Here is a 22659-nt window from a genome sequence, read left to right as displayed (position 1 = left end):
CCGGTAGCGACAAATTACGTCAGGCCGCTGTCGTACTGTCTCGTCGTGGCGCGCAGCATCTGGTGGCACGTTATCGTTAGATGACCTGGCCGCTAGCGTCACCTGTCGCGATGAATCTGGGAGATGCCTTTCCCACGAAGCTGGAGGGGCTCAATTGGAGTTACTACTACTGACCTCGGAGCTATATCCCGACCCTGTCCTGCCAGCGCTGTCGCTGCTTCCGCATAACGTGCGGACTGCCCCGGCGGAGGCCTCGTCTTTGCTGGAGGCTGGTAACGCGGACGCGGTGCTCGTCGACGCGCGCAACGACCTTTCGGCCGCGCGCGGTCTGTGTCGGCTACTAAGCACGGCAGGCCGGTCCACGCCGGTATTGGCCGTGGTGAGCGAAGGCGGGCTGGTAGCGGTGAGCCCCGACTGGGGGCTGGACGAGATCCTGCTGCCCACCACCGGGCCCGCTGAAATCGACGCCAGACTGCGCCTGGTGGTTGGCCGTCGCGGTGGCCTGGCCGACCAGGATAGCGTCGGCAAAGTCAGCCTGGGTGAGCTAGTTATCGACGAAGGTACCTACACCGCTCGGCTGCGCGGACGACCGCTCGACCTCACCTACAAAGAATTCGAGCTGCTCAAATACCTGGCCCAGCACGCCGGGCGGGTGTTTACGCGCGCGCAGCTACTGCACGAGGTGTGGGGATACGACTTCTTCGGAGGCACTCGCACCGTCGATGTGCACGTACGTCGATTACGGGCCAAGCTCGGCCCCGAGCACGAAGCGTTGATCGGCACGGTACGTAACGTGGGGTACAAGGCGGTGCGGCCCGCGCGCGGCCGGGCCCCAGTCGCCGAGCCCCATACTGACGAGCCGGAACCTGATAGCTACCAGGAACCGCTGGTTGATCCGCTGCGCAGTCAGTGACGTCGCCGCAGTGGCGCTTAGCACTGACTGCCGACGAGCAGCGAGCCGTGCGCCAAATTATCTCGGCTGCAACAAGATTCGACGCGATAGCACCTGTGGGCGAACAAGTGCTGCGTGAGTTGAGTCAACAAAGCACCCGTCATTTGGTGATCACTGAGCCGGCCGGTGACGCGATCGTCGGCTACCTCAACCTCAGCCAGGAACGTGGCGCCGATCCAGCGATGGCGGAGATGGTGGTGCACCCGCAGGCCCGACGTCGTGGTGCGGGCACCGCGATGGCAGCCGCCGCATTGGCAATCACTCATGGGAACAACCGATTCTGGGCGCACGGCACACTGCCAGCTGCTCGTGCGCTGGCGGCCGGGCTGGGTCTGGCCCCGGTGCGCGAATTGGTGCAGATGCGGCGATCGCTACGCGATCTCGGTGACTCCACGATCCCCGACGACCTGCGGATCCGCACCTACGCCGGCTCATCTGATGACGCCGAGCTGTTGCGGGTCAACAACGCCGCTTTCGCGTACCACCCGGAGCAGGGCGGATGGACCGAATTACAGCTGGCTGAGCGGCGACGCGAACCGTGGTTTGATCCGGCGGGCTTGTTCTTGGCGTTCGACGCTGCGCCAAACGCCGCGGCGCGGCTGCTTGGTTTCCATTGGACCAAGGTCCACCCGGACCACCCCGGGCTGGGAGAGGTTTATGTCCTGGGTGTCGATCCGTCTGTCCAGGGCCGCGGTCTCGGCAAGGTCTTGACGTCGGTTGGTCTGCACTGGTTGGCGCAGCGGCTGGCCGGCCCGCAGGTCGTCGAACCTACCGTGATGCTGTATGTGGAGTCCGACAACACCGCTGCGATACGGACCTACCAGAACCTGGGCTTCGCTATCTTCAGCATCGATACTGCCTACGCGCTCGCTGCCTCCGCTTAGCGGTTGCGAGCAGCTCATCGCAGGCCGGGTTGACGTCGCCGGGTCGGACTCGCCTCAGGTCGCCGAACAAATCGGGCCGCCGCTGACCGCTGCAACGGGAATCCAGCTTGGGGCCTGCCACTGGTTTTCGGGCCAATTGCGTTGGTGTACAACCTGCTTGCCGTCGAAAAAATTGGTCCTCGATGCCGATGCGTTGGCAAAGATCTTCAGCGGCTTGATCCGGACTTGGGACGACCCAGTATAGAGTCAAGGAGCGCCCGGTCGCCGCTATCAACGCCCTGGACTGACCAGCTGGCCGTCGAAACACTGACTGAGTCGACGAAGAGGCTGAAGCGGCTGCGAGACAAGATATTTCGACGACTGCTTTACGGGGTGCTCGATTTGATGACGGTGACCGTGTGTGGCGGTTTCGCTCTGGGCTTGGCGATGCGGGCGGGCCCGGGGCGTCGCGATCTTCCAGCATCAGAACGCGGCGGACGGGTTGCCGGGCTGGCGGGAACAGCTTTCTGCGCGGACTCGTTTACTTCATGGGTGCGGGCGAGACACCCCGCTGCGGATACTTGGTTATGCACAAACGATGAACTTCACCGTACTCAGCGAGTTCATGGGCTCGCTTGCCGGCATGATGTATGACCGGACAACGTTCAAGTGCCGGCATCGACCGGGTCGACACTGATCTTGATAGTGGTGATGATCAATATCGGCGCCGGAGTAGTCGCCAGGATCGTCGTCCCCAGGAAGTCGTAGGAGCACGAAGTGGCTAAGCGGTTAGACCTCAAGGACGTCAACATCTACTACGGTGTGTTTCATGCCGTCGCTGATGTCTGTTTGTCTATCCTGCCCCGCAGCGTGACGGCATTCATCGGTCCCTCGGGCTGTGGCAAGACCACGGTGCTGCGTACGTTGAACCGGATGCACGAGGTGGTGCCCGGTGGCCGGGTCGAGGGCACCGTCCTGCTTGACGACGAAAACATTTACGGCCCCGGCATCGACCCGGTCGGGGTGCGCCGGGCAATCGGAATGGTTTTCCAGCGGCCTAACCCGTTTCCCGCGATGTCGATTCGAGACAACGTGGTCGCCGGGCTGAAGTTGCAGGGCGTGCGCAACCGCAAGACGCTCGACGAAACCGCCGAATACTCGCTGCGGGGTGCCAACCTGTGGGATGAGGTCAAAGACAGGTTAGACAAGCCCGGCGGCGGATTATCCGGTGGGCAGCAGCAGCGGTTGTGTATCGCGCGGGCCATCGCGGTGCAACCCGACGTGTTGCTGATGGACGAGCCGTGCTCGGCGCTGGATCCCATTTCTACGATGGCGATCGAGGATCTGATCAGCGAATTGAAGCAGGACTACACCATCGTCATCGTCACCCACAACATGCAGCAGGCCGCGCGGGTGAGCGATCAGACGGCGTTCTTCAACCTGGAATCGGTGGGCAAGCCGGGCCGCCTGATCGAGATCGACGACACCGAGAAGATCTTTTCTAATCCGACCGAGAAGGCCACCGAGGACTATATCTCCGGTCGCTTTGGCTAACCGCTATCGCGACTGTGGCGTTGTATCGTCGTCCGGGAACCTCCCGGTCGCCTGAAAGATTACGCGCCGTGCCACCTCGACGGCGTGGTCGGCGAAGCGTTCGTAGAAGCGGCCTAGCAGCGTCACGTCGACCGCGGCTGCCACCCCGTGCTTCCACTCACGGTCCATCAGCACCGAGAACAAGTGTCGGTGCAGATCGTCCATCGCGTCGTCTTCCTCGCGGATCCGGGCGGCTTTCTCCGGGTCGCGGGACAACACAACTTCCTGCGCGCTGTTGCCCAATTCGACTGCGACTCTGCCCATTTCGGCAAAATATCCATTGACTTCTTCCGGCAAGGCATGCTGCGGATGCCGGCGCCGGGCGATCTTGGCGACGTGCAGGGCCAGCGCACCCATCCGGTCGATATCCGCGACCATCTGGATAGCGCTCACAATCGATCTCAGGTCACCGGCGACCGGCGCCTGCAGCGCCAGCAGAACGAACGCGCTCTCCTCGGCCCGGGCACTCATCGTCGCGATTTTCTCGTGGTCGGAGATCACCTCTTCGGCCAGCACCAAGTCGGCCTGCAGCAGGGCCTGGGTGGCCCGCTCCATGGCAATGCCTGCCAGTCCGCACATCTCACCAAGCCGCTCGGATAATTCCGAAAGTTGGCCATGGTAGGCGGTGCGCATGTGCTATAGCTTACGTTCTCGGTGCTGGATACGCCGGCAAGCGTTGCCTGAAGCCCCTACTCGCAGGTGGTGTCGGCAGCGTTGGTGACCGTCAGGTCCTCAGGCAGCTTGGTCGGCGGGGTCGTGGAGTTGCGGCTGATTTGCATGTTTACCGAGGATCCGCTGGGCGGGGGAGCGGTTACCGCACGGAAGTCTGGGCCAATGACCACCTGAACCACGTGTCCGATCCCGGTGACCCGCTCGACTCGTGAGGTGCCGAACGCTGTGGCAACGGTGGCGGCGGCTTGTTCATTGCCGGGGGAAAAGAACACCGTCGTGGTCGGTAACGCATTAGGGTAGTCGTCCGGCGTCATCACGTTGAAGCCGTTTCGCGTCAGCTGACTGGCGGCGGTGTTGGCCAGACCGGTGGTGCTGGTCCCATTGGAGACCTGGACTGTGACCTCCTGCGGCGAGGTGGTGATCACCTGCTCGTGCTGGACATCGCTGGTTGGGTTGGCTGGGGGCGCCTTCTTGGTCGTGGATGGCGCCGTCGTAGGGGTGTTCCCCAGAGTCTGAGCGTTCTGGTCGTTCTCCAGTGGCAGCGGGTCGTCGTTGATGATGGCCGAAAAGAGTGCCTTCATGTCGGTCGTTCGGGGCGGCTCGTCGCCGTTCTGGTCGGTTACGCCGGTGGGCACGGTGACGAATGTGACGTGGCCGGCCGCCATATGCTGCAGCGATTGGCCGAGTTGGACCAAATCTTTGGTTTTGACGTTGTCCACGTAGCTGTTCCCGATGAACATGTTGACGACGTTGTTCAGCTTGTTCAGATTCAACAACGTGTCTGCGGAGATCAACGACCGCAGCAGCGAGGACAAGAACAATTGCTGGCGTTTGATGCGGCCGTAGTCACCATTGCTTTCGGTGGTGACCTGCCGGGCTCGCACGTAGTTGAGCGCGGTTTGCCCGTCGATGACCTGGCGTCCGGTGTGAGCCAGCACCGTGCCCAGTTCGTAGTCGCGTAGCGGCGTGGTGGTGCATACCTCGACGCCGCCGAGGGCCTCGACCATCCGCGCGAAGCCGACGAAGTCGACGGCGATGAACCGGTTGATGCTCAGCCCGGACAATTTCTGGATCACCTTGACCAGACATTTCGGGCCCCCGAAGGAAAACGCCGAGTTCAGCTTGGTCTCGGTGTAGACCATCCGAGAACCCCACGTCCCCCTCTTCTCGTCGTAGATAGGCCCGTACTTGCCGGTGTCGGGGTTCCAGGCCTCGCACTGGATCGGAGTGATCGCCAGGTCGCGGGGAAACGACACTGCGACCACCCGTTTGCGGCTCGCCGGGATGTTGACCAGCATCACCGTGTCCGAACGTGCGCCGCCGGCATCCGCGGTGTCGCCGGCTCCGATGTCGGCGTTGGCGCCCGCGCGCGAGTCCATGCCGACGAGCAGAAAATTTTCGTCGCCGTACTGCGCGGTGGGGTCGACGATGTCACCCGATTGCGGGTCGAGTGCACTTACCGTGTTCAGCCGGTCGTTCTTGGATGCGCTCCACTGCCACGCCGCGCCGGTCAGGGTCAGCGCCAGCACCGCAAATAGTGCCGCCAGTGACCGCCCGGCCAGTAACATCGGGCGTCGGCCTGATTTCCGGGCCTGTTTGGGGGCCTTAGGGGCCTTGAACGCTGTAGGGGTTGATGCCTTCCGGCGCGGCTGGCGCTGCATCTGCTTCGGCGCAGCTGACTCGCTGTCGGGTTGCCCGTAGCCTGACCCAAGGTCGGGAATTTCCGAGAGAAGCTCTAACGCGTAGGCCGGCGTAGCGATGACCTCGGTGTCCAGCAGGTCCTCGGCGTCGTCGGGGACTTCGAGGTGGTGGTCGGAGGCGGGCTCCGGCGCGCTGTGGTGTTGTGCGGGATGGGCGGGCGCGGGAGCGCCCAGTTTGGCGATGAGGTCGGCGACGCTGACACCGCCGTTAACGTGACAGCCGACGCGCACGGGGCGGTCGGTGTCGTCGGTGCCATCATCGGTTCTGCGGGCTGCCGTCAGGTCGCCGCGGGATGGACCACGTGACCATCCGAGCAGCCCATCGTCAGTCGACGGCGCGGCGCCTAGCGCCGGTGGCACGTCAACGGTAGGCCGTTGATCGTCGCTGCCTATGTCGGACGCGCGCCGATGAGTGGCGTCTTTGTCGCCGTCACTCATGTCCTACCGGCCTCCGTAGGTTTGATCCGGGCGTCAGCTGCCCGCGCGCACATCAGCGCAGCGCAGCAAAGGTCAGCGCCGCGCAGTGCAGTAAGGCCCACATCGTACTTACTTATCGGCGGAGACGCGATTTCAAGAACGTCTCGGTTCAACCACCAGAATGCGCGATGTCCGCGCCGTGCGGCACCTGGCAGTCGTCGGGGTCGTCCAGCCATCCTTCGGGAAGCGCCACTCGCGCGGGTGAACCCTGCCGACCGCGCGGGCCATTGCCCGCGTGGGGGAACGGGATACTGCGGTCCAGCCGGCCCAGCAGCTCATCAAGTTGTTTCAATGTGGTGACCAGCGCTAATGCTCGTCGCAGCTCGGATCCAGCCGGGAAACCATGCAGGTACCAGGCGATGTGCTTACGGATATCCCGCATGCCCTTGTCTTCGCCGAAATGGGCTGCCAACAGTTCGCCGTGCCGGCGAATGATGTCGCAGACCTCGCCGAGCGTGGGCGGGGTGGGCGCCGGGCTGTCGGTAAAGGCGGCCGACAGCTCGGCAAATAGCCATGGCCGCCCCAGACACCCGCGGCCGATGACAACCCCGTCGCACCCGGTGGTGGCCATCATGGCCAGTGCGTCACTGGCGTCGTAGATGTCGCCGTTGCCGAGTACCGGAATCGTCGTGACGTGGCGCTTGAGCGTGGCGATCTGCTCCCAATCGGCGCAGCCGGAATAGCGCTGCGCCGCCGTGCGGGCGTGCAGCGCGATCGCGGCGGCGCCTTCGGCCTCGGCGATGCGGCCGGCATCCAGATGGGTGGGATGGGTGGCGTCGATGCCGATCCGGAACTTGACTGTCACCGGAATGTCGGTGTCTTCGGTGCCGCGCACGGCCGCGGCAACGATCTGGCCGAACAGCCGACGCTTGTACGGCAGGGCCGCCCCGCCGCCGCGCTTGGTCACCTTGGGTACCGGGCAGCCGAAATTCATGTCGATGTGATCGGCTAGACCTGCGTCGGCGATCATCCGCGCGGCCAGGTAGGTGGTGTCAGGGTCGACGGTGTAGAGCTGCAGCGAGCGCGGCGACTCGGCTGCGGCAAACGTCGTCATGTGCATGGTGACCGGATGGCGCTCGACGAGTGCGCGTGCGGTCACCATTTCGCAGACGTATAGTCCGCTGACCGTGCCGACCTTGGATTGCTCTAATTCACGACACAGGGTTCGGAACGCGACGTTCGTCACACCGGCCATCGGAGCCAGCACAACCGGGCTGGCGAGCTCGATCGGGCCGATGCGCAACGACCACTACCGCCCGGTCATCTTCAACGTGCCCTTGGTGCTGAGCACCTTACGGGCTGTCATCCGGTCCGCCATGCGGGCCTGGCGCTGCAGGTAGCGCTGCTTGGACTCCTCGAACTTGTCGCACTCGGCTTCGAGCTCCTCCATCAGGACGGCGAGGTCGTCGCGCATCCAGGCTGCCTCGCCGGTGAAATCCTCGCGCTCGAAAATGCGCCATTTCTTCAGCACTGGCTTGACGACCTCGTCGAGGTGGATGCGGATGTCATACACGCCGCCGACGGCGATGATTACGGCCTTGCGGCGGAATTCGGGAACCAGGAAGCCGGGCATCTTGAAGTGCCGCAGAATCAGATGCAGCGACTTCATCGCCTGGTTGGGTGCGAGGTCAAACGCGGCCTCGCTGACGTCGCGGTAGAAGATCATGTGTAGGTTCTCGTCGGCCGAGATCTTGGCCATAAGCTGGTCGGCCACGCTCTCGTTGCAGGCCTTGCCGGTGTTGCGGTGCGAAACCCGGGTTGCCAGCTCCTGGAAACTCACGTAGATGACCGAGTCGGTCACGCTTTCGGCGAAGTACTCGCCCTGATGGTTCTGGCCCGGGCTGAAACCCCGGTTGACCACTTCCAGACGAAGCTTCTCCAGCTCCACGGGGTCAACAGATCGGGTTACCACCAGGTAGTCGCGCAACGCGATGCCGTGCCGGTTCTCCTCGGCGGTCCAGCGGTTGACCCACTGACCCCAGGCGCCGTCCATGCCCATGTTCATCGCGATCTCGCGGTGATACGACGGCAGGTTGTCCTCGGTGACCAGGTTTTGCACCATCGCGACCTGGGCGACGTCGGAAAGCTTGCTCTGCTCGGGGTCCCAATCCTGGCCGCCGAGGGCGTAGAAGTTCTTTCCGTCCGACCAAGGGATGTAGTCGTGCGGGTTCCAGTCCTTATGCATGCTGATGTGGCGGTTGAGGTATTTCTCAACGACCGGTTCAAGTTCGTGCAACAGCTGTAGGTCCGTCAGCAGGGCTGACATGGCACCCTCCAGTATCTGTGTCTAATAGTTGCAGTCAATATATCTGTGTCCCTCGGTATCAACAAGTTTGCGCACGGCGCGCTGGCTTTTGACTGCCTAAAGTTGGGGCAACGTCAATCGTGCGGCCCGGCCGCAACCGGCTGCTGGGGCTCGCGCGCTTCGCGGTGTGGCACGTAGGTGGCGGCCGTGCTGAGCAGCATGTCGACGCAGTAGTCGATGAATTGCTTGCGGGTGGCTCCTAGCTGCCCATTCAAGTACGCGGTGAACAGGCCGGTCAGGGCTCCGATCAAGCTGGTGGCGACTAGTTTTTGCAGCACCGGGTCGGCTATTCGGGACAACTTCTGCTGCAGCAGTTCGATGAAACTGGGCATCCACTCGGCGCCGGATCGGGTCAACACCGGTTCGACCGTTGGTGCCAGGAGTAGCACGCGCCCGCGCACCGGGTCGTCGACCATCAGCGCGACGAATCGTTCGACGGCCTCGCGGGGAGTGTGAGCCGACATGAGCGTCTGCATCGCCCGGGTACACACGTCGTCATATACCGCGCGCACGAAATGGTCCCGGTCAGTGAAGCTTTCGTAGAAGTAGCGCTCGGTGAGTGCGGCCTTGCGGCAGACCGCGCGCACGGTCAACGCCGTTCCGTTCTCCGCGCCGAGTAACTGCACTCCGGCGGCGATGAGATGGTCCCGACGTACGGCGTGGCGATCTTCTAGTGGGACGCCGATCCAGCGACCCCTTTTTTGACCGGCCTGCACATCGCTCCTAAGCTCAAAGTGACAACGCGTGTAGTCAGAATTGCTGACGTCGCCCTAGCTGCCGGGAAAGCACCAGTGACTCAAGATACGTCTGCTTCGTGCCCCATGACCAGCACTGAGGTGTGGCCTCCTGGCCGCACCGAGGTGGCCAGCGGCTGTCCGGTTTCGCCGCTGGGCTATCGAGCACCGCCCGAGCCGCTCGGTCCGGATTCCCTGACGTGGCGGTATTTCGGTGATTGGCGCGGCATGTTGCAGGGACCGTGGGCGGGATCGATGCAAAACATGCACCCCCAACTGGGTGCGGCGGTCGAAGAGCACTCGACTTTCTTTCGGGAGCGTTGGCCGAGGCTGCTGCGCTCGCTGTACCCCATCGCCGGCGTTGTCTTCGACGGTGAGCGGGCCGCAAGCACCGGCGCCGAGGTACGCGACTATCACGTGGACATCAAGGGGGTCGACGCACAGGGGCGTCGTTATCACGCGCTGAACCCGGATGTTTTCTACTGGGCGCATGCCACGTTCTTTGTCGGGACGTTGCACGTCGCCGAGCGGTTTTGTGGTGGCTTGACCGACGCGCAGAAACGGCAACTCTTCGACGAGCACGTCGCGTGGTATCGGATGTACGGCATGAGCATGCGGCCTGTCCCGGCATCCTGGGAGGAGTTTCAGGCTTACTGGGATCACATGTGCCGCAACGTGCTGGAAAACAATTTCGCGGCCCGCGCTGTGCTGGATTTGACGCAACTACCGAAACCTCCATTTGCCCAATGGATTCCAGATAGGTTGTGGGCCGCGCAGCGCAAGCTATTGGCCCCGTTCTTCGTCTGGCTCACGGTCGGCCTCTATGATCCGCCGGTCCGAGAGCTGATGGGTTACCAGTGGTCGCGCCGGGACGAGTGGCTGCACCGCCGCTTCGGCAACGTCATTCGTCTCGTGTTTGCCGTGGTGCCGCGCCGATACCGCAAGCACCCGCGCGCCCGGGCCGGGTGGGACCGTGCGCACGGGCGTATCCCGCGGGAGACCCCGCTGGTGCACACTCCGGCGCGCAACCTGCCCCCACTGGACGAACGCGACAACCCCGCGCACTACTGTCCCGCGGTTTGACGCGAAGCGTCAGCCGTGGGCGTGGCTGTGTACCTCTTCAAGTCCACGCTGATGTACGTGCCCGTGGGCGTGCTGGGTGCCGTCGTCGTGTGAGTGCGCGTGTTCGTGTGTGACGTGCTCGTGCTCATGGCTGGTGTGTGCGTGGCTATGGGTCAGGTCGCCGTGCGTGTGGTCGTGGACGTGGGGCGTGTCGTGGCTGTGGTTGTCTGGCATGATCGTTGCCTCCTGGGTTGTGGTGTTGTATTTGCTATCCAGCGTCTGAAGCCTCGACAACCGCCTTTAGTTCACCGTCGCCGCGGTGGTGTCGAGGCACCCCGGGACCGGCGTGCTCGGCGTTGCAGACGGCGTCGATCACAAGCTGACGAATGTGGTCGTTTTCCAGGCTGTAGAAGATCGTGGTTCCGTCCCTGCGGGTGCGCACCAAACGCGCCATCCGCAGCTTGGCGAGGTGCTGGGAGACTGACGGGGCCGCCTTGCATATGTGCTCGGCCAGTTCGTTGACCGACATTTCGCGGTTGGCCAGCGACCACAGAATTTGTATGCGGGTGGCGTCGGCAAGCATCCGGAACACTTCGACCACCAGACCAGCCTGGTCGTCCGGCAACCTCGTTGGTTGATTAGTTGCGTTCATACGCAGGTATTAGCCCAGACTATTGGTGGGTTGTCAAGATGCGAGCTGAGCTATCCGGCGGTGCCGGCGGCCGCCCGGCGATCTCCGCCGTTGCGCTGCTGCCATAGCCGGTAAACGTCCACGGCGGCAGGGCGCGGGTCGTAGCGCATCGGCAGCCGCCGTTGCTGCCAGTCTTTGGCGAACTCGTCGTAGAAGGTGGCGAGCTCGAAGTACTTGCGGTCGTCGACGTAGTGCGGTTCGTAGTCGTCGCGCGTCGTCAGGAACACCACTTCGTCGGGTGAGCAGTAGTACAACGAGCCCAGGCACATCGGGCACGGGTGGGCTAGCACATAGATGGTAGTGCCAACCAAGTGCTCGGTGCCGAGCTTTAGGCATGCCGCGCGGATGGCAAGGATCTCAGCGTGGGCGGTGGGATCGTTGGTTTGGGCTACCTTGTTGGCGCTCTCGGCGAGTATCTGGCCGTTCTTGACGATGACGGTGGCAAACGGGCGACCACCCTCGACGACGTTGTGGCGGGCAAGATCGATGGTGTGTTGGGCGAAGTCGGTCACGCTTGGCAACAGTAGACCGGAAGCGGCCGTGGATCTTGTGGTAGTAACTAGGTTAGCTATCTTTTCGTTCGACGAAGGAGCAGTGTGCGTGCGCACCGACGGTGATCGATGGGATCTTGCGACGAGCGTCGGAGCGACGGCAACCATGGTGGCAGCTCAGCGGGCGTTGGCTGCCAGCCCGGAGTTCGCGTTGATCGATGACCCGTATGCGGCGGCGCTGGTGCGCGCGGTCGGTATGGATATCTATACCCGGCTGGTCGATGGACAGATTCCGGTCGCGGCGGATTCCGAATTCATTCCAGAGCGGATGGCCCGTGGGATGGCTTGCCGGACCAGATTCTACGACCAGTTCTTCCTGGACGCCGCCCGCGGTGGGATCGCCCAGGTGGTCATCCTGGCATCCGGGTTGGACGCGCGCGCTTACCGGCTACCGTGGCCGACAGGCACTGTTGTCTACGAGGTTGACATGCCGCAGGTGATCGAGTTTAAGACCTCGACGCTGAGCAGTCTCGGCGCCGAGCCGACCGCCGAGCGCCGCACCGTTGCGGTCGACTTGCGCGACGACTGGGCTGCCGGGCTGCAGGAGGCGGGATTTGACCGGCGGGCGTCCTCGGCATGGAGCGCCGAAGGGTTGCTGGTCTACCTGCCCAATGATGCCCAGGACGCGCTGTTCGACCGCATCACCGAGTTAAGCGCGCCGCGCAGCCGGCTGGCGTTCGAATTCGTGCCGGATACCGCGATTTTCACCGATGAGCGGTGGCGCTCCCATCATGACCGGATGCGTGAACTCGGGTTCGAAATCGACCTCAACGAGCTGGTGTATCACGGTCAACGCAGCCACATCACCGACTATCTGTCTCGCGCGGGCTGGCAGATCTCGTCGCAGACCATCGCGGAGGTGTACAAAGCCAATGGCTTTGACTATCCCGACGACGAACTCTCACGCGCCATCGCGGATCTGACGTATATCAGCGCCGTCTTGGGGCGCTACTGACGCAGCAGCTCTTCTTTGAGGCGGCTGGTGATCAGGTCCTGGAACACTTCGCGAGCGGGGCCGTACAGATCCTTGAAGGTTGATACCAGCGCATCGCGATTGTATTCGGGAATGGAGCCCCCGACGGGTGTCCAGAAGCTGTCGATGTCCATGAGGAAGAAGGGTCCGGTCTGGGCCGGCGTGACGCGGCGCAGGTGATAGTTGGCGTCAAGCGCCTGGCCCACACCTGGGCCGTAGCGCACGATCAGCGACTTCCCCGGTTGGGCTTCTCGGTAGACCGCGGCACCTTGCCACTCCGTCATCGACAGGCCGCCCGGGGCAATGCGGTAGGGCCCGAGTAGCTGCTCGTCGATCCAGTTGGTCCAGTTAATCCGGCCGTCGATACCGGCCGGGACGCGAATCTCGAGGACGTACCGCAGGCCGATTCGTTCCACCCCCACGATCGACGAAACCTGCGCGCGGGCATCCGCTACCCGCAGCACGGTGTCGCAGAAGGTCTCGAAGTCGCTGTAAGCGCTGGTCTCGACAACGATGGCCTGGTTCTTCAGTGAGGCGGAAATCGTGTTGTCGCGGTTGCCGTAGCGGATGAAGCGGTCCGCGATGGGGGTCGGAGCGGCTCCAGGTGCAGTCATTCCCCAACTCACGTCTTGCGCCTGCCGTTCGATCGGCAAGTCGTCGATGAGCAGGTGCTTGAGTTCCCGATTCGCTGATTCGGTGAGGGAATCCGTTGCCGGGTGCCGGATTTCCATTGTCACCAGGGCGACGGGTGCGTTGGGTTGGATTCCATCCTGGTTCATCTCGGGAAGCATAGCCGGAGCATAGCCAAGTGGTGTGCGGTTCTAAACGGGGCCTAGCAGTGCGTCGAGTACGGCTGTATGGCCGGGGCCCGAGGGCAGCGGTCGGCCGGTAGGGCACAAAGGCAGCCTTGGCCAACCAGCTCTCGAGCGTCCGCCGCGGCAATGTCGCGTTTCGGTGCCCCCAGTAGGACTCGAACCTACGACCTGCGGATTAAAAGTCCGTAGCTCTACCAACTGAGCTATAGGGGCAGCGGAGACCCAGGATACTGCGTTGCCAGGTGGCGCTCGTTTGAGGATTCGGCCCGCGGTGACCTAAGCTGGCGTGGCTCCCAATGATGATCACGTTGCGAGTGCCCCGGAGAGATTCGGTTCTGGCCCCCTTCGTCTAGACGGCCTAGGACGCCGCCCTTTCAAGGCGGTAACGCGGGTTCGAATCCCGTAGGGGGTACCTGCTGCGCGGTACCGTGGAGCCAGCAGCACAGCAAGGCCCTGTGGCGCAGTTGGTTAGCGCGCCGCCCTGTCACGGCGGAGGTCGCGGGTTCGAGTCCCGTCAGGGTCGCCAGCACGGCGAGGCACATGCTGCCTGCCGGCTTCCGGCCAGGTAGCTCAGTCGGTATGAGCGTCCGCCTGAAAAGCGGAAGGTCGGCGGTTCGATCCCGCCCCTGGCCACCACGTTTGACCTGCATAGACACGGATTATGCACTCGTTGGTTGGTTAGATTCGTCCGGTTCTTGTCCGGTCTTCGGTGGTTGAATCTCAGTTGCGTGAAGCTGATCGAGGTTGGTTGCCACTTGGTCTAGTTCGTCGGCGTACAGATCGCTATAAATATTCGCGGTGACGGTGGGCGTGGAATGACCCATTGTTTTCTGGACGTAACGCAGGTCTGCCCCCGATTTACGGGCCAGGCTGGCATACGTGTGGCGTAGCTCATGGATAGTTAGCGGAGCCAGGTCGGTCTTCTCAAGGGCTTTGTTCCAGTGCGTGTGTCTGCGCCAATTGTTGGAGCGCAGCATTGCGCCGTTGGGTGAGGTGACGGCGGGCTCGTCAGGTCCCCGCCCGGTGATGCGCCCCTTGAAGATCTCGACGACGACTTGGGGGAGCGGGACGGTTCGGATGCCGGCTCGGGTCTTGGGCGGCCCGATGACAATGCGGCCCTCAACCTCGGGTGCGGCCCTTCGGACGAAGAGACGGCGGGCGCCAAGGTTGATGTCCTTGACGCGGAGGCCGACGAGTTCGGACCAGCGCAGGCCGGTGTAGGCGAGGATGGTCACGACGTCCCCCTGATCGCCGCAGGCGCTGGCTAGTCTCTGGACCTCCTGTGCGGTCAGGTAGCGATGACGATCCCGCTCGGGAATGCGGCCCGCTGAGACGCCAAGAACGGGGTTGCGGTGGATGCGGCCGTCCTGGTGGGCGACGTCGAGAATCGAGCGCATGAGACGCAGGGTGGACACTTTCGCCCACGGGCCGACCGTGAGGCCGTCAACGAACGCTTGCACGTCGGCGCGGGTGATTTCATCGACGGCGATGTGGCCGAACCGCGGGTTGATACGCAGTTCCCAGTGCTGGGTGTAGCCGCTCCAGGTCTTGGGCGACACCGCCGGTTTCTTGGAGTCGGAGAACTGCGTCCAGATCCGCTGCAGCGGTGTGCGACCGAGGCGAGGGTCGAACCGACGGGCACCGAGGGCGGCTTCGTTGTCGCGTTCGGATTTGAACGCCTTGGCTTCGCGCAGCGTCGGGAACGTGGCCGATGTTTCGACCCAGCCGGATAGGGCGTCGGGGTCGCGGATTAGATAGCGGACTTGGTAGCGAGGCTCCCCGGCGGCGTTCAGCCGTTTACGGATGCCACGTGGCGTGTTTCCGGACATTAACGGCGCACCTGCTTGAGCCAGGATCGGACTTCGGCGCAATCCCAGCGGCGCACCCGCTCTGACAATGTGTAGCAGGGCGGCCCGATCTGTTCTCCAGTCGTTTCGCGGAGTGCAGCCCAGCGATTGAGCGTCGCGGCTGACACGCCGAGGAGCGCTGACACCTGATCCGCGGTCAGCAGCTCAGGAAAGTTGCCTGCGGCGACGAGTGCCTCCCTTAGGCCTTGAGTGACCATCGCTTCACCTCGCTGCGCGGATCGAGTCGAACCAGGCTCGTGTACGCGGCAATCCGGCATCGGTGTCGGCTTGGCCGCCGGTGATTCCCCACAGGTCGAATGCCCACCGCTTCATGGCGGAGATCTTGGTCTCACCGCAGTGGTGGAGTTCGGCGTCGTCGCCCAGGATCAGGGCGGTGCCGATGACTTCGCCGCACGACCATCGATGCCGATACTCGTCCCACCCGTGTCTGCCGACGAGGTAGGCACGGTGGATCAGATCATCGGCATGCCGCGCCAGCTGATCCTTATCGGGTGGTTCGAAGATGGACCAGCCGTCACTCATCGCGCTTACCTCCGGCAGTCTGCTTCCGCCCGTACTGCCTTGCAGTGGAGCGGATTTGGTCATCGCTCCAGAAGTCGGAGCGCACCTTGGTTACTTGGCCGTCCTCAGCGATCACGTAGCCGGTGCCCGGTCGCTCGGGGCTGATCCGGTGTGCGGGGGCCTTGTCAGCCATCCCGTCGCCGAGGACCATCGTCACTTCGTCGCGGGAACGCAGTCGGAGCGCGATGGTCTGCGTGAATAGCCCCCGCATCGGAAGGACTTCTTTTCGTGGGTCTTGTAGAAACGCCGCCACGACGATTCCCAGCGCACGGCCCTTGGTGAGGATCCGTGACAACGAGGCGACGGCTTCTTTGCGCAGGGCCGGGTCACTCATGTACGCGGTCACTCCGGCCAGTTCATCGATCAGTACCACCACAAGGGGCGAGGCTTTGGTGGGAATGTGGTCGCGTACGCGACCGGCCATTGCGTTGCCACGCTTGTCCATCAATTTCTCCAACGACGCAAGGGTTTTCACGGCGTCGGCTTCCGTGGTGGCGACCTTGATGAACAGATCGGACCCCACTGACAATTCGATGCCGTACTTCAGATCGATTCCCACCGGGCGAACCACGCCGGCGGCGACAGCAGGACTGAGCCCAGCGGCAATGCTCCAGAACACGGAACCTTTGCCGGCTCCGGAGCAGCCCACGGTGAGGGTGTGTCGGCCGCTCAAGGGCAGCGTCCAGACTGACCCGTTTTCGCATCGGCCGAGCGTGACTCGCGTCGTCGCAACAGCTGTCGGGAGAGTGGCGTTACCCACCGTCGACAACTGTTCCCGCATGACCAGTTCGATCCGAAGCGTCCCGGGGGAGATGACAACCGACCGCGCCGAGTGTGCGCCCGCAGCGTCGCGGATCGCTGGAACCGCGCGCTCCAAGTCGTCGACCGTCTGTCCCATTCTTGCCCGTACCGTCAGATGCAGAATGTTTCGAGACACGCTTGTTCCCAACAGCTTTGGATGAAACCACCGTGTCGACGCGACTTGCCGTCCTTCCTTGTCGCGCCGGGTGACCTGCTCGGAGGCTGACAAGCCGCAGCGCTTGCACAGCCGCTGCCATGAAATGTGTGCCCAGAGTTGCCAGCGCAGCAGCCGGGCAGGTGTTGCGAAGCGTTCCTCGTAGGTCTCCGGTGAGTGCAGCCGCCAGTAGATCTGGGCTATTTCGGCAATGATGACGACGACCGCCATGCAAAGGGCGAAGCTGGTCAGTAAGTGCAGCAGGTGGTCGAACCGCAGCGGGGTATCGGGATCGATGGGTGTGTACGGGTCGGGGTTCATGCGGACTCCCGACCTGAGTTGGATGTCGTGGACGCCGCGGATGGCTTGCCCGGCGCCTTCATGTCCGTGGCTCGAAACGACCATGCGATCCGCGAGAAGGCGCCCGACTTTTCGATGTATGGCAGGGCGGTCAGTCCTTCGAAAACCACAGGGGTGAAAGGTGTTCCGCTGGAATTGGTGGGTGCAATGGGTTGCACCGATGCGGCGAACTTCACCGTCACCGTGCGACTGCGCTTTGGTGCTGTTGGATCTCCGTCGAGCACTTCGACCTGCCACATCGGTATACCCGTGTCGCGGTCCCTCGCCTGTATGCGGTTCTCGCCCGAAGACTTGTCGAAGTCGATCATCGGCGTCACCTCGGACACGACGAACGCACCGCATGAGAACACCTGATCGTGCCCGATCTGGAGCCATTTGGGGATGGCCATGTTTCACTCCCTTGTATGCATGCTTTGGACCGTCACCGGCCTGGGGTCGGTTCTTATGGCTAGACATTAGCTAGTCATAAACTAGACAATAGCAGTCCGCTTGACTAGGCGCAGCAGTTTCGCCGTCAGGTGGGATAACGCGGCAATGTCCAGTAAGAAGTCACCGTGATGGCTGCGAACACACAGAATTCGCTCCCGCCAATGTGCGGGGCGGCGTCTTGGATGCTGGGATCAGAGCGGACGGTAGTGTTTAGTACGGTCTAGCTTTTGACTAGCCCAGCGCTGGTCCGAGGAGGGCTTATGTTGCAGTTTGGCCAGATTGACCGCCAGGTGGATACGCCTCCGTTCGAACAGATCGCGCAGATGTTGCGACGTGCAATTACGTCGCGCCAACTGGCGCCTGGTGAGCGCCTGCCTACAGAGACGAAACTCGCTGAGCAATTTGGCGTCGCGAGGATGACCGTCAGGCGAGCAGTGCAGGAACTTCGTGATGAGGGCCTTCTAGTGCCGGCCTCACGCCGTGGACTCGCTGTCAGGGCGATGCCGTCGATCAGGGAACCGTGGCCTCAGGAACCCGGTTACCCCACCGAAGCGACAATGCCAAATTTCAATCTCTGGGGAGATGTCGCACCGCTGATCGCCCAGACCGAGAATATCCGTACACGGATGTACGTCTTGTCCGGCGATCTCCACACCGACGTTGGATGGCTGGCGGGTGATCCGGTAGTAGCGGCCGCTCTCCTTGGAACTCTTGCCGGTATCGGATTGGCAGAAGCGGACGTACTAGGTGCTCTGGCGGCGCGCCTCCACTTGCATATCCCCGATCTCGATCAGGCTAACGAACTCGCCAGCGCAGTAAAGGCTGCCGGGCAAGCGTTTACAGAGGCTTGCGGTGCTGCGCAATCTGCAGCGGACGCAATACGGCGCTACGGGTTGGCAAACTCGGACTTGCCCACTGCGAAAACACGTGAACCGTCGTCGCAGGTCGACGGCGAGCCTGACCTGCGGTCAGGAGGAGTCTGAGTTCCGGTCTACGACTCGCGTGCATGTCCCAGTCGATCGGCGAGTCAGCGATCTCCGGGAGGCCGATCCGCTGAACCGGGATGGTCTGATCCTCAAGGGCGTCCTCGGCGTTCTTTCCCCACCGGTCGGTTGTCGAGATAATGATCCGGTTGGCGAACGGGTTCTTACCCGACGCGGTGAATAACGAGTCGATGTCCTCTTTGCGTAGCGTGTGCGTCGCCTCGTAGAACTTGCACTGGATCGCCGTGTATTCACCACTGTCACGCTAACGGGCAACGAGATCAATTCCGGTGTCGGGCTTACCTTTCCGGCCAGGCCAATCTATCCACCGCCACACTTCGTCGTACTGCTGCGACGACAACGGGTCCAGGTCGAAGTAGCGGACCATCAGTTTCTCGAACTTGGTCCCGCGTTCTGAGTTCGACGGGGCCTCGCGGAACGCCTCCATCACCTCGTGGATCGACCCCATGCTGTGTGCTCCCTCGGCTATCGACGTGTGCGTCAGAGAGCCTAGGGGGCGGAGGCGATCGAGACTGACGGTTCAAGGGGCACGCGTGTCGCAAGGTATGTCGGCGCAGATCGCTAGCCTGCTGCGATGGCAGCCAGCAGCATCGTACCGTTCGGTCACGGGTCGATCGAGAACATCGCGAGGATCATCGGAGAGTTGTACTCCGGCCCTGAGTTGACACGGCTCCTCGCTTCGGTGGGGATGCCGGACTCTCTCGGCGAGGGCCAGACGAAGTGGAAGCGCCTTGCCGCGAGCATGCAGGAGCAGCAGTACTCGCAGGGTGACGGCCGACCGGTCCTGGCTGTCGTCATCGCGGCGATGAAGCCCGAGATTGTCTGGGACCGCCAGGCCAAAGCCGCGGTGGCCCGAGACGAGCTGAACCAGGTGCTGTCGCTCTCGGGCTACCGGGTGCGCGCAAGCGGGACCATCGGCCCCGCTGAGAAGGCCACCACGGCATCGGAGGCATCCGCCCGGAGCGGGCGCCTTCGCACGCTCCTAACAGAACGCGGCGCACACCCGGAGGTTCTCCTCCACTGCCGGACCGAGCTGCTCAAGACCGACTACTACGAGGCCGTGTTCGAGGCCGTCAAGGGACTCGGTGCACGGCTGCGGGAGAAGTCCGGACTCGATGAGGATGGGCGTCCGCTGGTGCAGGCGGCGCTCCGCGGAAAGCAGCCGCGCGTCATGCTCACGGACTGCTCCACCGTCACCGAGCGCAACGAGCAGGAGAGTGTCGCGCTGTTGGCCGAAGGTGTCTTCGCCGCGTTCCGGAACCCGGCCGCCCACGAGCCCAAACTCGTCTGGGAGGTGAGCGAACAGGACGCGCTCGACGTGCTGGGAACCCTGTCGATGATCCACCGCCGCCTCGACGGTGCACGCAGCAGAACCCGCTGACCTCGCAGCATGGACGTCGGAGCAGTGTCCCACCCAAGCGGATCTCCGGTGACGGCGCGTCGCCCGGTGAAGTCCGGTGTGCGGCATAGGCTTCTAGACGCGTATCCATGGGTTGAGAGGGCAGGGCGCAATGACTGCATCGACACGATCTTCGGGATCGACGGCCACTTCACCCGGACCGGAAGCTAGCGGCTTCTGCTCAAGCTGTACGCGGCGCTGATCGTCCCGGGCAACCACGATGGCGACCGGAACAGATGCTGGATTGCTGGAAAGCCCTAGACCGCAGTCTGTCTACAAGCACGCGATCCTCGAGCAATACGTCATCAGGTTCGCGACGATGACGGCGAGCAGGCTGAATCCGAAGCGGTCGGTACTCTTCGATGGGTTCGCTGGCCGTGGTCGCTTCGAAACCGGCGAAGCAGGTTCCGCAGAGCACATGATGCTCGCCTCGCAAAAGGTCAAGGCCACGACCCGGATCGATCTTCTCCTGGTTGAGAAAGATCCGAAGGACTACGAATCTCTCAACACGGTGGCCGACGAGTACCGCGCCCGCGGTATCCACATCGACGGCTACAACGGTGACTGTGGGGATCACATCGACGAGGCTTTGCAGCTGGCCGCCGCGGCCAGTCTGTTCGTCTTCCTCGACCCTTGCGGCGCCGTGCTTCCGATGGACTCCATCAGGGGCATCCTCCACAAGCGGGGCAACTGGCCGCGGACAGAGGTGTTGCTGAACTTCAGCGCGGACCTGATCCGACGAGCAGGTGGCCAACTGAAGAAGGGCCAACTAGACCTCGGCGGAGTCGCGAAGGCAGATGCCGTGTGCGGCGGCGAGTGGTGGCGAGACGTCGCGTTGCAGGCCTACGCCGCCTGCAACGGGAAGAACTGGGAATCAGCCGCAGAGGCCGTAGCCATGGAGTACGCTGGGCGGCTCGCCGGCGGAACGGGGTACGGGTTCGTCGTCGCACCGGTGCGGCGGCAGGTCCACCACCAGCCGGTCTACTACCTGATCTTTCTCACCCAGGATCCCCACGGCTTCTGGGTCTTCGGTGTCGCCGCTGCCAAAGCTCGCGAGAAGTGGATCGACTTCCTCGGGCCGGACCCAGACGAACGAGAAGGGATGCTGTGGGACACCGTGGCCGACCAGATCGAGAGGGAACACTCCAAGGCGATCGCACACATCACCGACAACCTGCGGCGACTGACGGAGGACGGTAAGCCGAAGGCAGTCGTCCGTCACGTCAAGGGGGTGTTCGGGGATTTCTACGGGGAGGCCAAGGAGACCGCGTTCACGGCAGCGGTTCGGGCGCTGGTGAAGTCTGGTGAGATCGAATTCGAAACGAAGGGTCAGAAGCCCCACCAGCACGTCATCCGCAAGGTGGTGTGATCTACCCCGTAGCGGCCTCGGGCATCTCGTCCCACAGCTGGCCTTCGAGTTCTCGACCGGCAGCCTTCGGGGTGCGGCCGCCCCACTGCTTGAAGAAGAACGGGACCTCGGCCTCGGTGCACGCATCACGGATGCCCTGCGCCCACGACAGCTGCATGGGCCTGTACCTGGGTCCCGACTCGCCGCCGGCGATCACCCAGCCGATGCCGGTGAGGTCGATTCCGTCGAGCGGCCCGAGCAGCGGCTCGCACGACAGGAACCGGACGGCGGCTGGCACCTCGCGGAGATGATTGACGCGCGGCAGCGCCTCGGCGTTCTCCACCGACACGCCCATCCAGAGGTTGTCCGGCCAGTCCAGCTTGTCGGCCACCCGCCGCAATCGGAGACTGCGCTTCGTGAGCACCTGGTAGGTGTTCTGCGGGGTTTCTCGGCAGACGTCGAACACGTCGCGGATGAAGTCGATCGGCACCCGAGCATGGAAGAGGTCGCTCATCGAGTTCACGAACACCACTCGGGAGTTGCGCCAGCGCCGCGGCTCGTCGAGGGCCTGCGGGTGCACCGTCACGCCGAAGCCGGGGCCGGAGGTGCGCGGGTCGCCGTCCTGCTGGTACTTCGCCGAGCCCATCGCCTTGAGGCGCTTGGCCAGCGTCATTGCGTAGCAATGGTCGCAGCCTGTAGACACGCGGTCGCAGCCGGTGACGGGGTTCCAGGTGGCCTCGGTCCACTCGATCGCCGAACGGTCCGCCATCGCACGCTCCCCTCAGCTGCGGCTCCAGTCGTTGCCGCCACTCTATGGTGTGGTACCGATGTGTCGGGCGAGACCATTGTGGCCGGTGTGTCGCACGTGACTCCGGCCGGGGTCTACCGGGCCGGTTGGATGAACAGCGGCCGGTGGAACTGCTCACCGTCGGGGTGGTCGAACCGCTCCCAGCCGAGTGACTCCCAGAACTCGTTCGACTCCTCGCTGTAGGCGAACAGTCGTCGGTCCGGGTGCCGGTCTTCCAACGCCTGCACCGCCCTGGTACCGACACCACGGCCACGGGCGGCGGTGGCCACCTCGAAGAACTGGATCTCCAGGCGCTCCGGACCAAGCTTCGGGACGCCGAGGTACTGCGGGTTCACACCGCCGGGATCGTCGAGCTCGGCGCGGGCGACTTCGGAGCCGCCTTCCAGCACCTGCACGAACCACGGCTCATCAACGGCGTAGTACCGCGGTTCATCCCACCAGCGCTCGTTCTCGTAGGGCACCTCGAAGTCGAACGGAGGGAGCCAGGAGTACTTGCTTGCACCACCGCGGCGATGATCGACCAGCGTCAGAGTCACGGC

General features: G+C 63.4%; 24 protein-coding genes, 4 tRNA genes and 2 pseudogenes. 12 read left to right on the top strand and 18 right to left on the bottom strand.

Annotation, left to right across the window (positions count from 1 at the left end):
• Nucleotides 1–154 precede the first annotated feature (154 nt).
• The 4 genes and pseudogenes from F0Q45_RS02370 to pstB all read left to right on the top strand — a co-directional run bounded on the left by F0Q45_RS02370 (nucleotide 155) and on the right by pstB (nucleotide 3369).
• A complete protein-coding gene (locus F0Q45_RS02370) occupies nucleotides 155–913 on the top strand; it encodes a winged helix-turn-helix transcriptional regulator (RefSeq protein WP_149652374.1) in 759 nt (252 codons plus the stop codon).
• Nucleotides 910–1836, top strand: a complete 927-nt coding sequence (gene mshD, locus F0Q45_RS02365; protein WP_149652373.1) for a mycothiol synthase — start codon at nucleotides 910–912, stop codon at nucleotides 1834–1836. Before F0Q45_RS02370 ends, mshD begins: the two co-directional genes overlap by 4 nt.
• 1 nt (nucleotide 1837) lies before the next feature.
• Nucleotides 1838–2077: pseudogene (locus tag F0Q45_RS28950) on the top strand (substrate-binding domain-containing protein); the annotation flags it as partial.
• Nucleotides 2078–2592: 515 nt separating this feature from the next.
• The gene (gene pstB, locus F0Q45_RS02355; protein WP_149652372.1) at nucleotides 2593–3369 is read left to right on the top strand and encodes a phosphate ABC transporter ATP-binding protein PstB; all 777 of its coding nucleotides are present in this window, start codon (nucleotides 2593–2595) and stop codon (nucleotides 3367–3369) included.
• Between the two features lie 3 nt (nucleotides 3370–3372).
• Here pstB and phoU read toward each other — a convergent pair whose 3' ends face one another.
• From phoU to F0Q45_RS02330, 5 genes are all read right to left on the bottom strand, one after another.
• Nucleotides 3373–4041, bottom strand: coding sequence for a phosphate signaling complex protein PhoU (gene phoU, locus F0Q45_RS02350; RefSeq protein WP_149652371.1), 669 nt, complete (start codon nucleotides 4039–4041; stop codon nucleotides 3373–3375).
• 56 nt (nucleotides 4042–4097) lie between these two features.
• A complete protein-coding gene (locus F0Q45_RS02345; RefSeq protein WP_149652370.1) occupies nucleotides 4098–6218 on the bottom strand; it encodes an LCP family protein in 2121 nt (706 codons plus the stop codon).
• A 148-nt stretch (nucleotides 6219–6366) separates the two neighbouring features.
• Complete coding sequence (gene dusB, locus F0Q45_RS02340; protein WP_149652369.1) at nucleotides 6367–7500, bottom strand: tRNA dihydrouridine synthase DusB; 1134 nt, start codon at nucleotides 7498–7500, stop codon at nucleotides 6367–6369.
• Nucleotides 7501–7506: 6 nt separating this feature from the next.
• On the bottom strand, nucleotides 7507–8523 hold the full coding sequence (locus F0Q45_RS02335; protein ID WP_149652368.1) for an acyl-ACP desaturase: 1017 nt from the start codon (nucleotides 8521–8523) through the stop codon (nucleotides 7507–7509).
• A 113-nt stretch (nucleotides 8524–8636) separates the two neighbouring features.
• Nucleotides 8637–9278: a TetR/AcrR family transcriptional regulator gene (locus F0Q45_RS02330; protein WP_149652367.1), complete on the bottom strand. Its 642-nt coding sequence runs from the start codon at nucleotides 9276–9278 to the stop codon at nucleotides 8637–8639.
• A 75-nt stretch (nucleotides 9279–9353) separates the two neighbouring features.
• On the opposite strand from F0Q45_RS02330, the gene F0Q45_RS02325 reads away from it, so the two are divergent.
• Nucleotides 9354–10379, top strand: coding sequence for an oxygenase MpaB family protein (locus F0Q45_RS02325; protein ID WP_149652366.1), 1026 nt, complete (start codon nucleotides 9354–9356; stop codon nucleotides 10377–10379).
• Between the two features lie 9 nt (nucleotides 10380–10388).
• Here F0Q45_RS02325 and F0Q45_RS02320 read toward each other — a convergent pair whose 3' ends face one another.
• Genes F0Q45_RS02320 through F0Q45_RS02310 form a run of 3 tightly spaced genes read right to left on the bottom strand, consistent with a single transcriptional unit; the run spans nucleotide 10389 to nucleotide 11561 of the window.
• A complete protein-coding gene (locus F0Q45_RS02320; RefSeq protein ID WP_149652365.1) occupies nucleotides 10389–10592 on the bottom strand; it encodes a zinc transporter Slc39a7 in 204 nt (67 codons plus the stop codon).
• Nucleotides 10593–10626: 34 nt separating this feature from the next.
• Complete coding sequence (locus F0Q45_RS02315) at nucleotides 10627–11010, bottom strand: ArsR/SmtB family transcription factor (RefSeq protein WP_149652364.1); 384 nt, start codon at nucleotides 11008–11010, stop codon at nucleotides 10627–10629.
• A gap of 50 nt (nucleotides 11011–11060) precedes the next feature.
• Entirely contained in the window at nucleotides 11061–11561 is a 501-nt protein-coding gene (locus F0Q45_RS02310; protein ID WP_262490833.1) for a nucleoside deaminase, read from the bottom strand.
• A 145-nt stretch (nucleotides 11562–11706) separates the two neighbouring features.
• On the opposite strand from F0Q45_RS02310, the gene F0Q45_RS02305 reads away from it, so the two are divergent.
• Nucleotides 11707–12555 carry an SAM-dependent methyltransferase gene (locus F0Q45_RS02305; protein ID WP_149652362.1) on the top strand — a complete coding sequence of 283 codons (849 nt, stop codon included), beginning with the start codon at nucleotides 11707–11709 and terminating at the stop codon, nucleotides 12553–12555.
• On the opposite strand, the gene F0Q45_RS02300 is transcribed toward F0Q45_RS02305, so the two are convergent.
• Nucleotides 12549–13364, bottom strand: coding sequence for a TIGR04255 family protein (locus tag F0Q45_RS02300; RefSeq protein WP_149652361.1), 816 nt, complete (start codon nucleotides 13362–13364; stop codon nucleotides 12549–12551). The two genes, F0Q45_RS02305 and F0Q45_RS02300, sit on opposite strands and share 7 nt — an antisense overlap.
• Nucleotides 13365–13528: 164 nt before the next feature.
• A tRNA-Lys gene (locus F0Q45_RS02295) sits at nucleotides 13529–13601 on the bottom strand.
• A 125-nt stretch (nucleotides 13602–13726) separates the two neighbouring features.
• Between F0Q45_RS02295 and F0Q45_RS02290 the strand changes: the two genes are divergently transcribed.
• The 3 genes from F0Q45_RS02290 (at nucleotide 13727) to F0Q45_RS02280 (ending at nucleotide 14024) form a co-directional block, all read left to right on the top strand.
• Nucleotides 13727–13800 (top strand) — tRNA-Glu (locus tag F0Q45_RS02290).
• A 37-nt stretch (nucleotides 13801–13837) separates the two neighbouring features.
• A tRNA-Asp gene (locus tag F0Q45_RS02285) sits at nucleotides 13838–13914 on the top strand.
• Between the two features lie 33 nt (nucleotides 13915–13947).
• Nucleotides 13948–14024 (top strand) — tRNA-Phe (locus F0Q45_RS02280).
• A 23-nt stretch (nucleotides 14025–14047) separates the two neighbouring features.
• On the opposite strand, the gene F0Q45_RS02275 is transcribed toward F0Q45_RS02280, so the two are convergent.
• From F0Q45_RS02275 to F0Q45_RS02255, 5 genes are read right to left on the bottom strand one after another with little or no spacing between them, the layout of a single operon-like run.
• Nucleotides 14048–15217: a site-specific integrase gene (locus F0Q45_RS02275; RefSeq protein ID WP_149652360.1), complete on the bottom strand. Its 1170-nt coding sequence runs from the start codon at nucleotides 15215–15217 to the stop codon at nucleotides 14048–14050.
• Nucleotides 15217–15453: a helix-turn-helix transcriptional regulator gene (locus F0Q45_RS02270; protein ID WP_149652359.1), complete on the bottom strand. Its 237-nt coding sequence runs from the start codon at nucleotides 15451–15453 to the stop codon at nucleotides 15217–15219. Before F0Q45_RS02270 ends, F0Q45_RS02275 begins: the two co-directional genes overlap by 1 nt.
• A gap of 4 nt (nucleotides 15454–15457) precedes the next feature.
• The gene (locus tag F0Q45_RS02265) at nucleotides 15458–15778 is read right to left on the bottom strand and encodes a hypothetical protein (protein ID WP_149652358.1); all 321 of its coding nucleotides are present in this window, start codon (nucleotides 15776–15778) and stop codon (nucleotides 15458–15460) included.
• Nucleotides 15771–17093 (bottom strand): FtsK/SpoIIIE domain-containing protein, encoded by a 1323-nt coding sequence (locus F0Q45_RS02260; protein WP_149652357.1) that lies wholly within the window; start codon nucleotides 17091–17093, stop codon nucleotides 15771–15773. The genes F0Q45_RS02265 and F0Q45_RS02260 overlap by 8 nt, the downstream gene beginning before the upstream one ends.
• On the bottom strand, nucleotides 17090–17521 hold the full coding sequence (locus F0Q45_RS02255; protein ID WP_149652356.1) for a plasmid replication, integration and excision activator: 432 nt from the start codon (nucleotides 17519–17521) through the stop codon (nucleotides 17090–17092). The genes F0Q45_RS02260 and F0Q45_RS02255 overlap by 4 nt, the downstream gene beginning before the upstream one ends.
• Nucleotides 17522–17821: 300 nt before the next feature.
• Between F0Q45_RS02255 and F0Q45_RS02250 the strand changes: the two genes are divergently transcribed.
• Nucleotides 17822–18544, top strand: a complete 723-nt coding sequence (locus tag F0Q45_RS02250; protein ID WP_149652355.1) for a GntR family transcriptional regulator — start codon at nucleotides 17822–17824, stop codon at nucleotides 18542–18544.
• Nucleotides 18545–18566: 22 nt separating this feature from the next.
• Here the strand turns inward: F0Q45_RS02250 and F0Q45_RS02245 are convergent.
• Nucleotides 18567–19013, bottom strand: a pseudogene (locus F0Q45_RS02245) (restriction endonuclease); the annotation flags it as partial.
• A gap of 126 nt (nucleotides 19014–19139) precedes the next feature.
• On the opposite strand from F0Q45_RS02245, the gene F0Q45_RS02240 reads away from it, so the two are divergent.
• Nucleotides 19140–19946, top strand: a complete 807-nt coding sequence (locus tag F0Q45_RS02240) for a TIGR02391 family protein (RefSeq protein WP_149652354.1) — start codon at nucleotides 19140–19142, stop codon at nucleotides 19944–19946.
• 238 nt (nucleotides 19947–20184) lie between these two features.
• Entirely contained in the window at nucleotides 20185–21333 is a 1149-nt protein-coding gene (tcmP, locus tag F0Q45_RS02235) for a three-Cys-motif partner protein TcmP (protein WP_149652353.1), read from the top strand.
• A gap of 1 nt (nucleotide 21334) precedes the next feature.
• Here the strand turns inward: tcmP and F0Q45_RS02230 are convergent, their stop codons facing one another.
• Nucleotides 21335–22081 (bottom strand): DUF5131 family protein, encoded by a 747-nt coding sequence (locus F0Q45_RS02230; protein ID WP_149652352.1) that lies wholly within the window; start codon nucleotides 22079–22081, stop codon nucleotides 21335–21337.
• A 113-nt stretch (nucleotides 22082–22194) separates the two neighbouring features.
• Entirely contained in the window at nucleotides 22195–22656 is a 462-nt protein-coding gene (locus F0Q45_RS02225) for a GNAT family N-acetyltransferase (RefSeq protein ID WP_149652351.1), read from the bottom strand.
• Nucleotides 22657–22659: the final 3 nt, after the last annotated feature.

This window comes from Mycobacterium simiae (assembly GCF_008370645.1).
In the GTDB taxonomy this organism is placed as follows: Bacteria; Actinomycetota; Actinomycetes; order Mycobacteriales; family Mycobacteriaceae; genus Mycobacterium; species Mycobacterium simiae_A.
The sequence above is the reverse complement of the archived record's forward strand: the minus strand, read 5'-3'. Positions and strand labels throughout refer to the sequence as shown.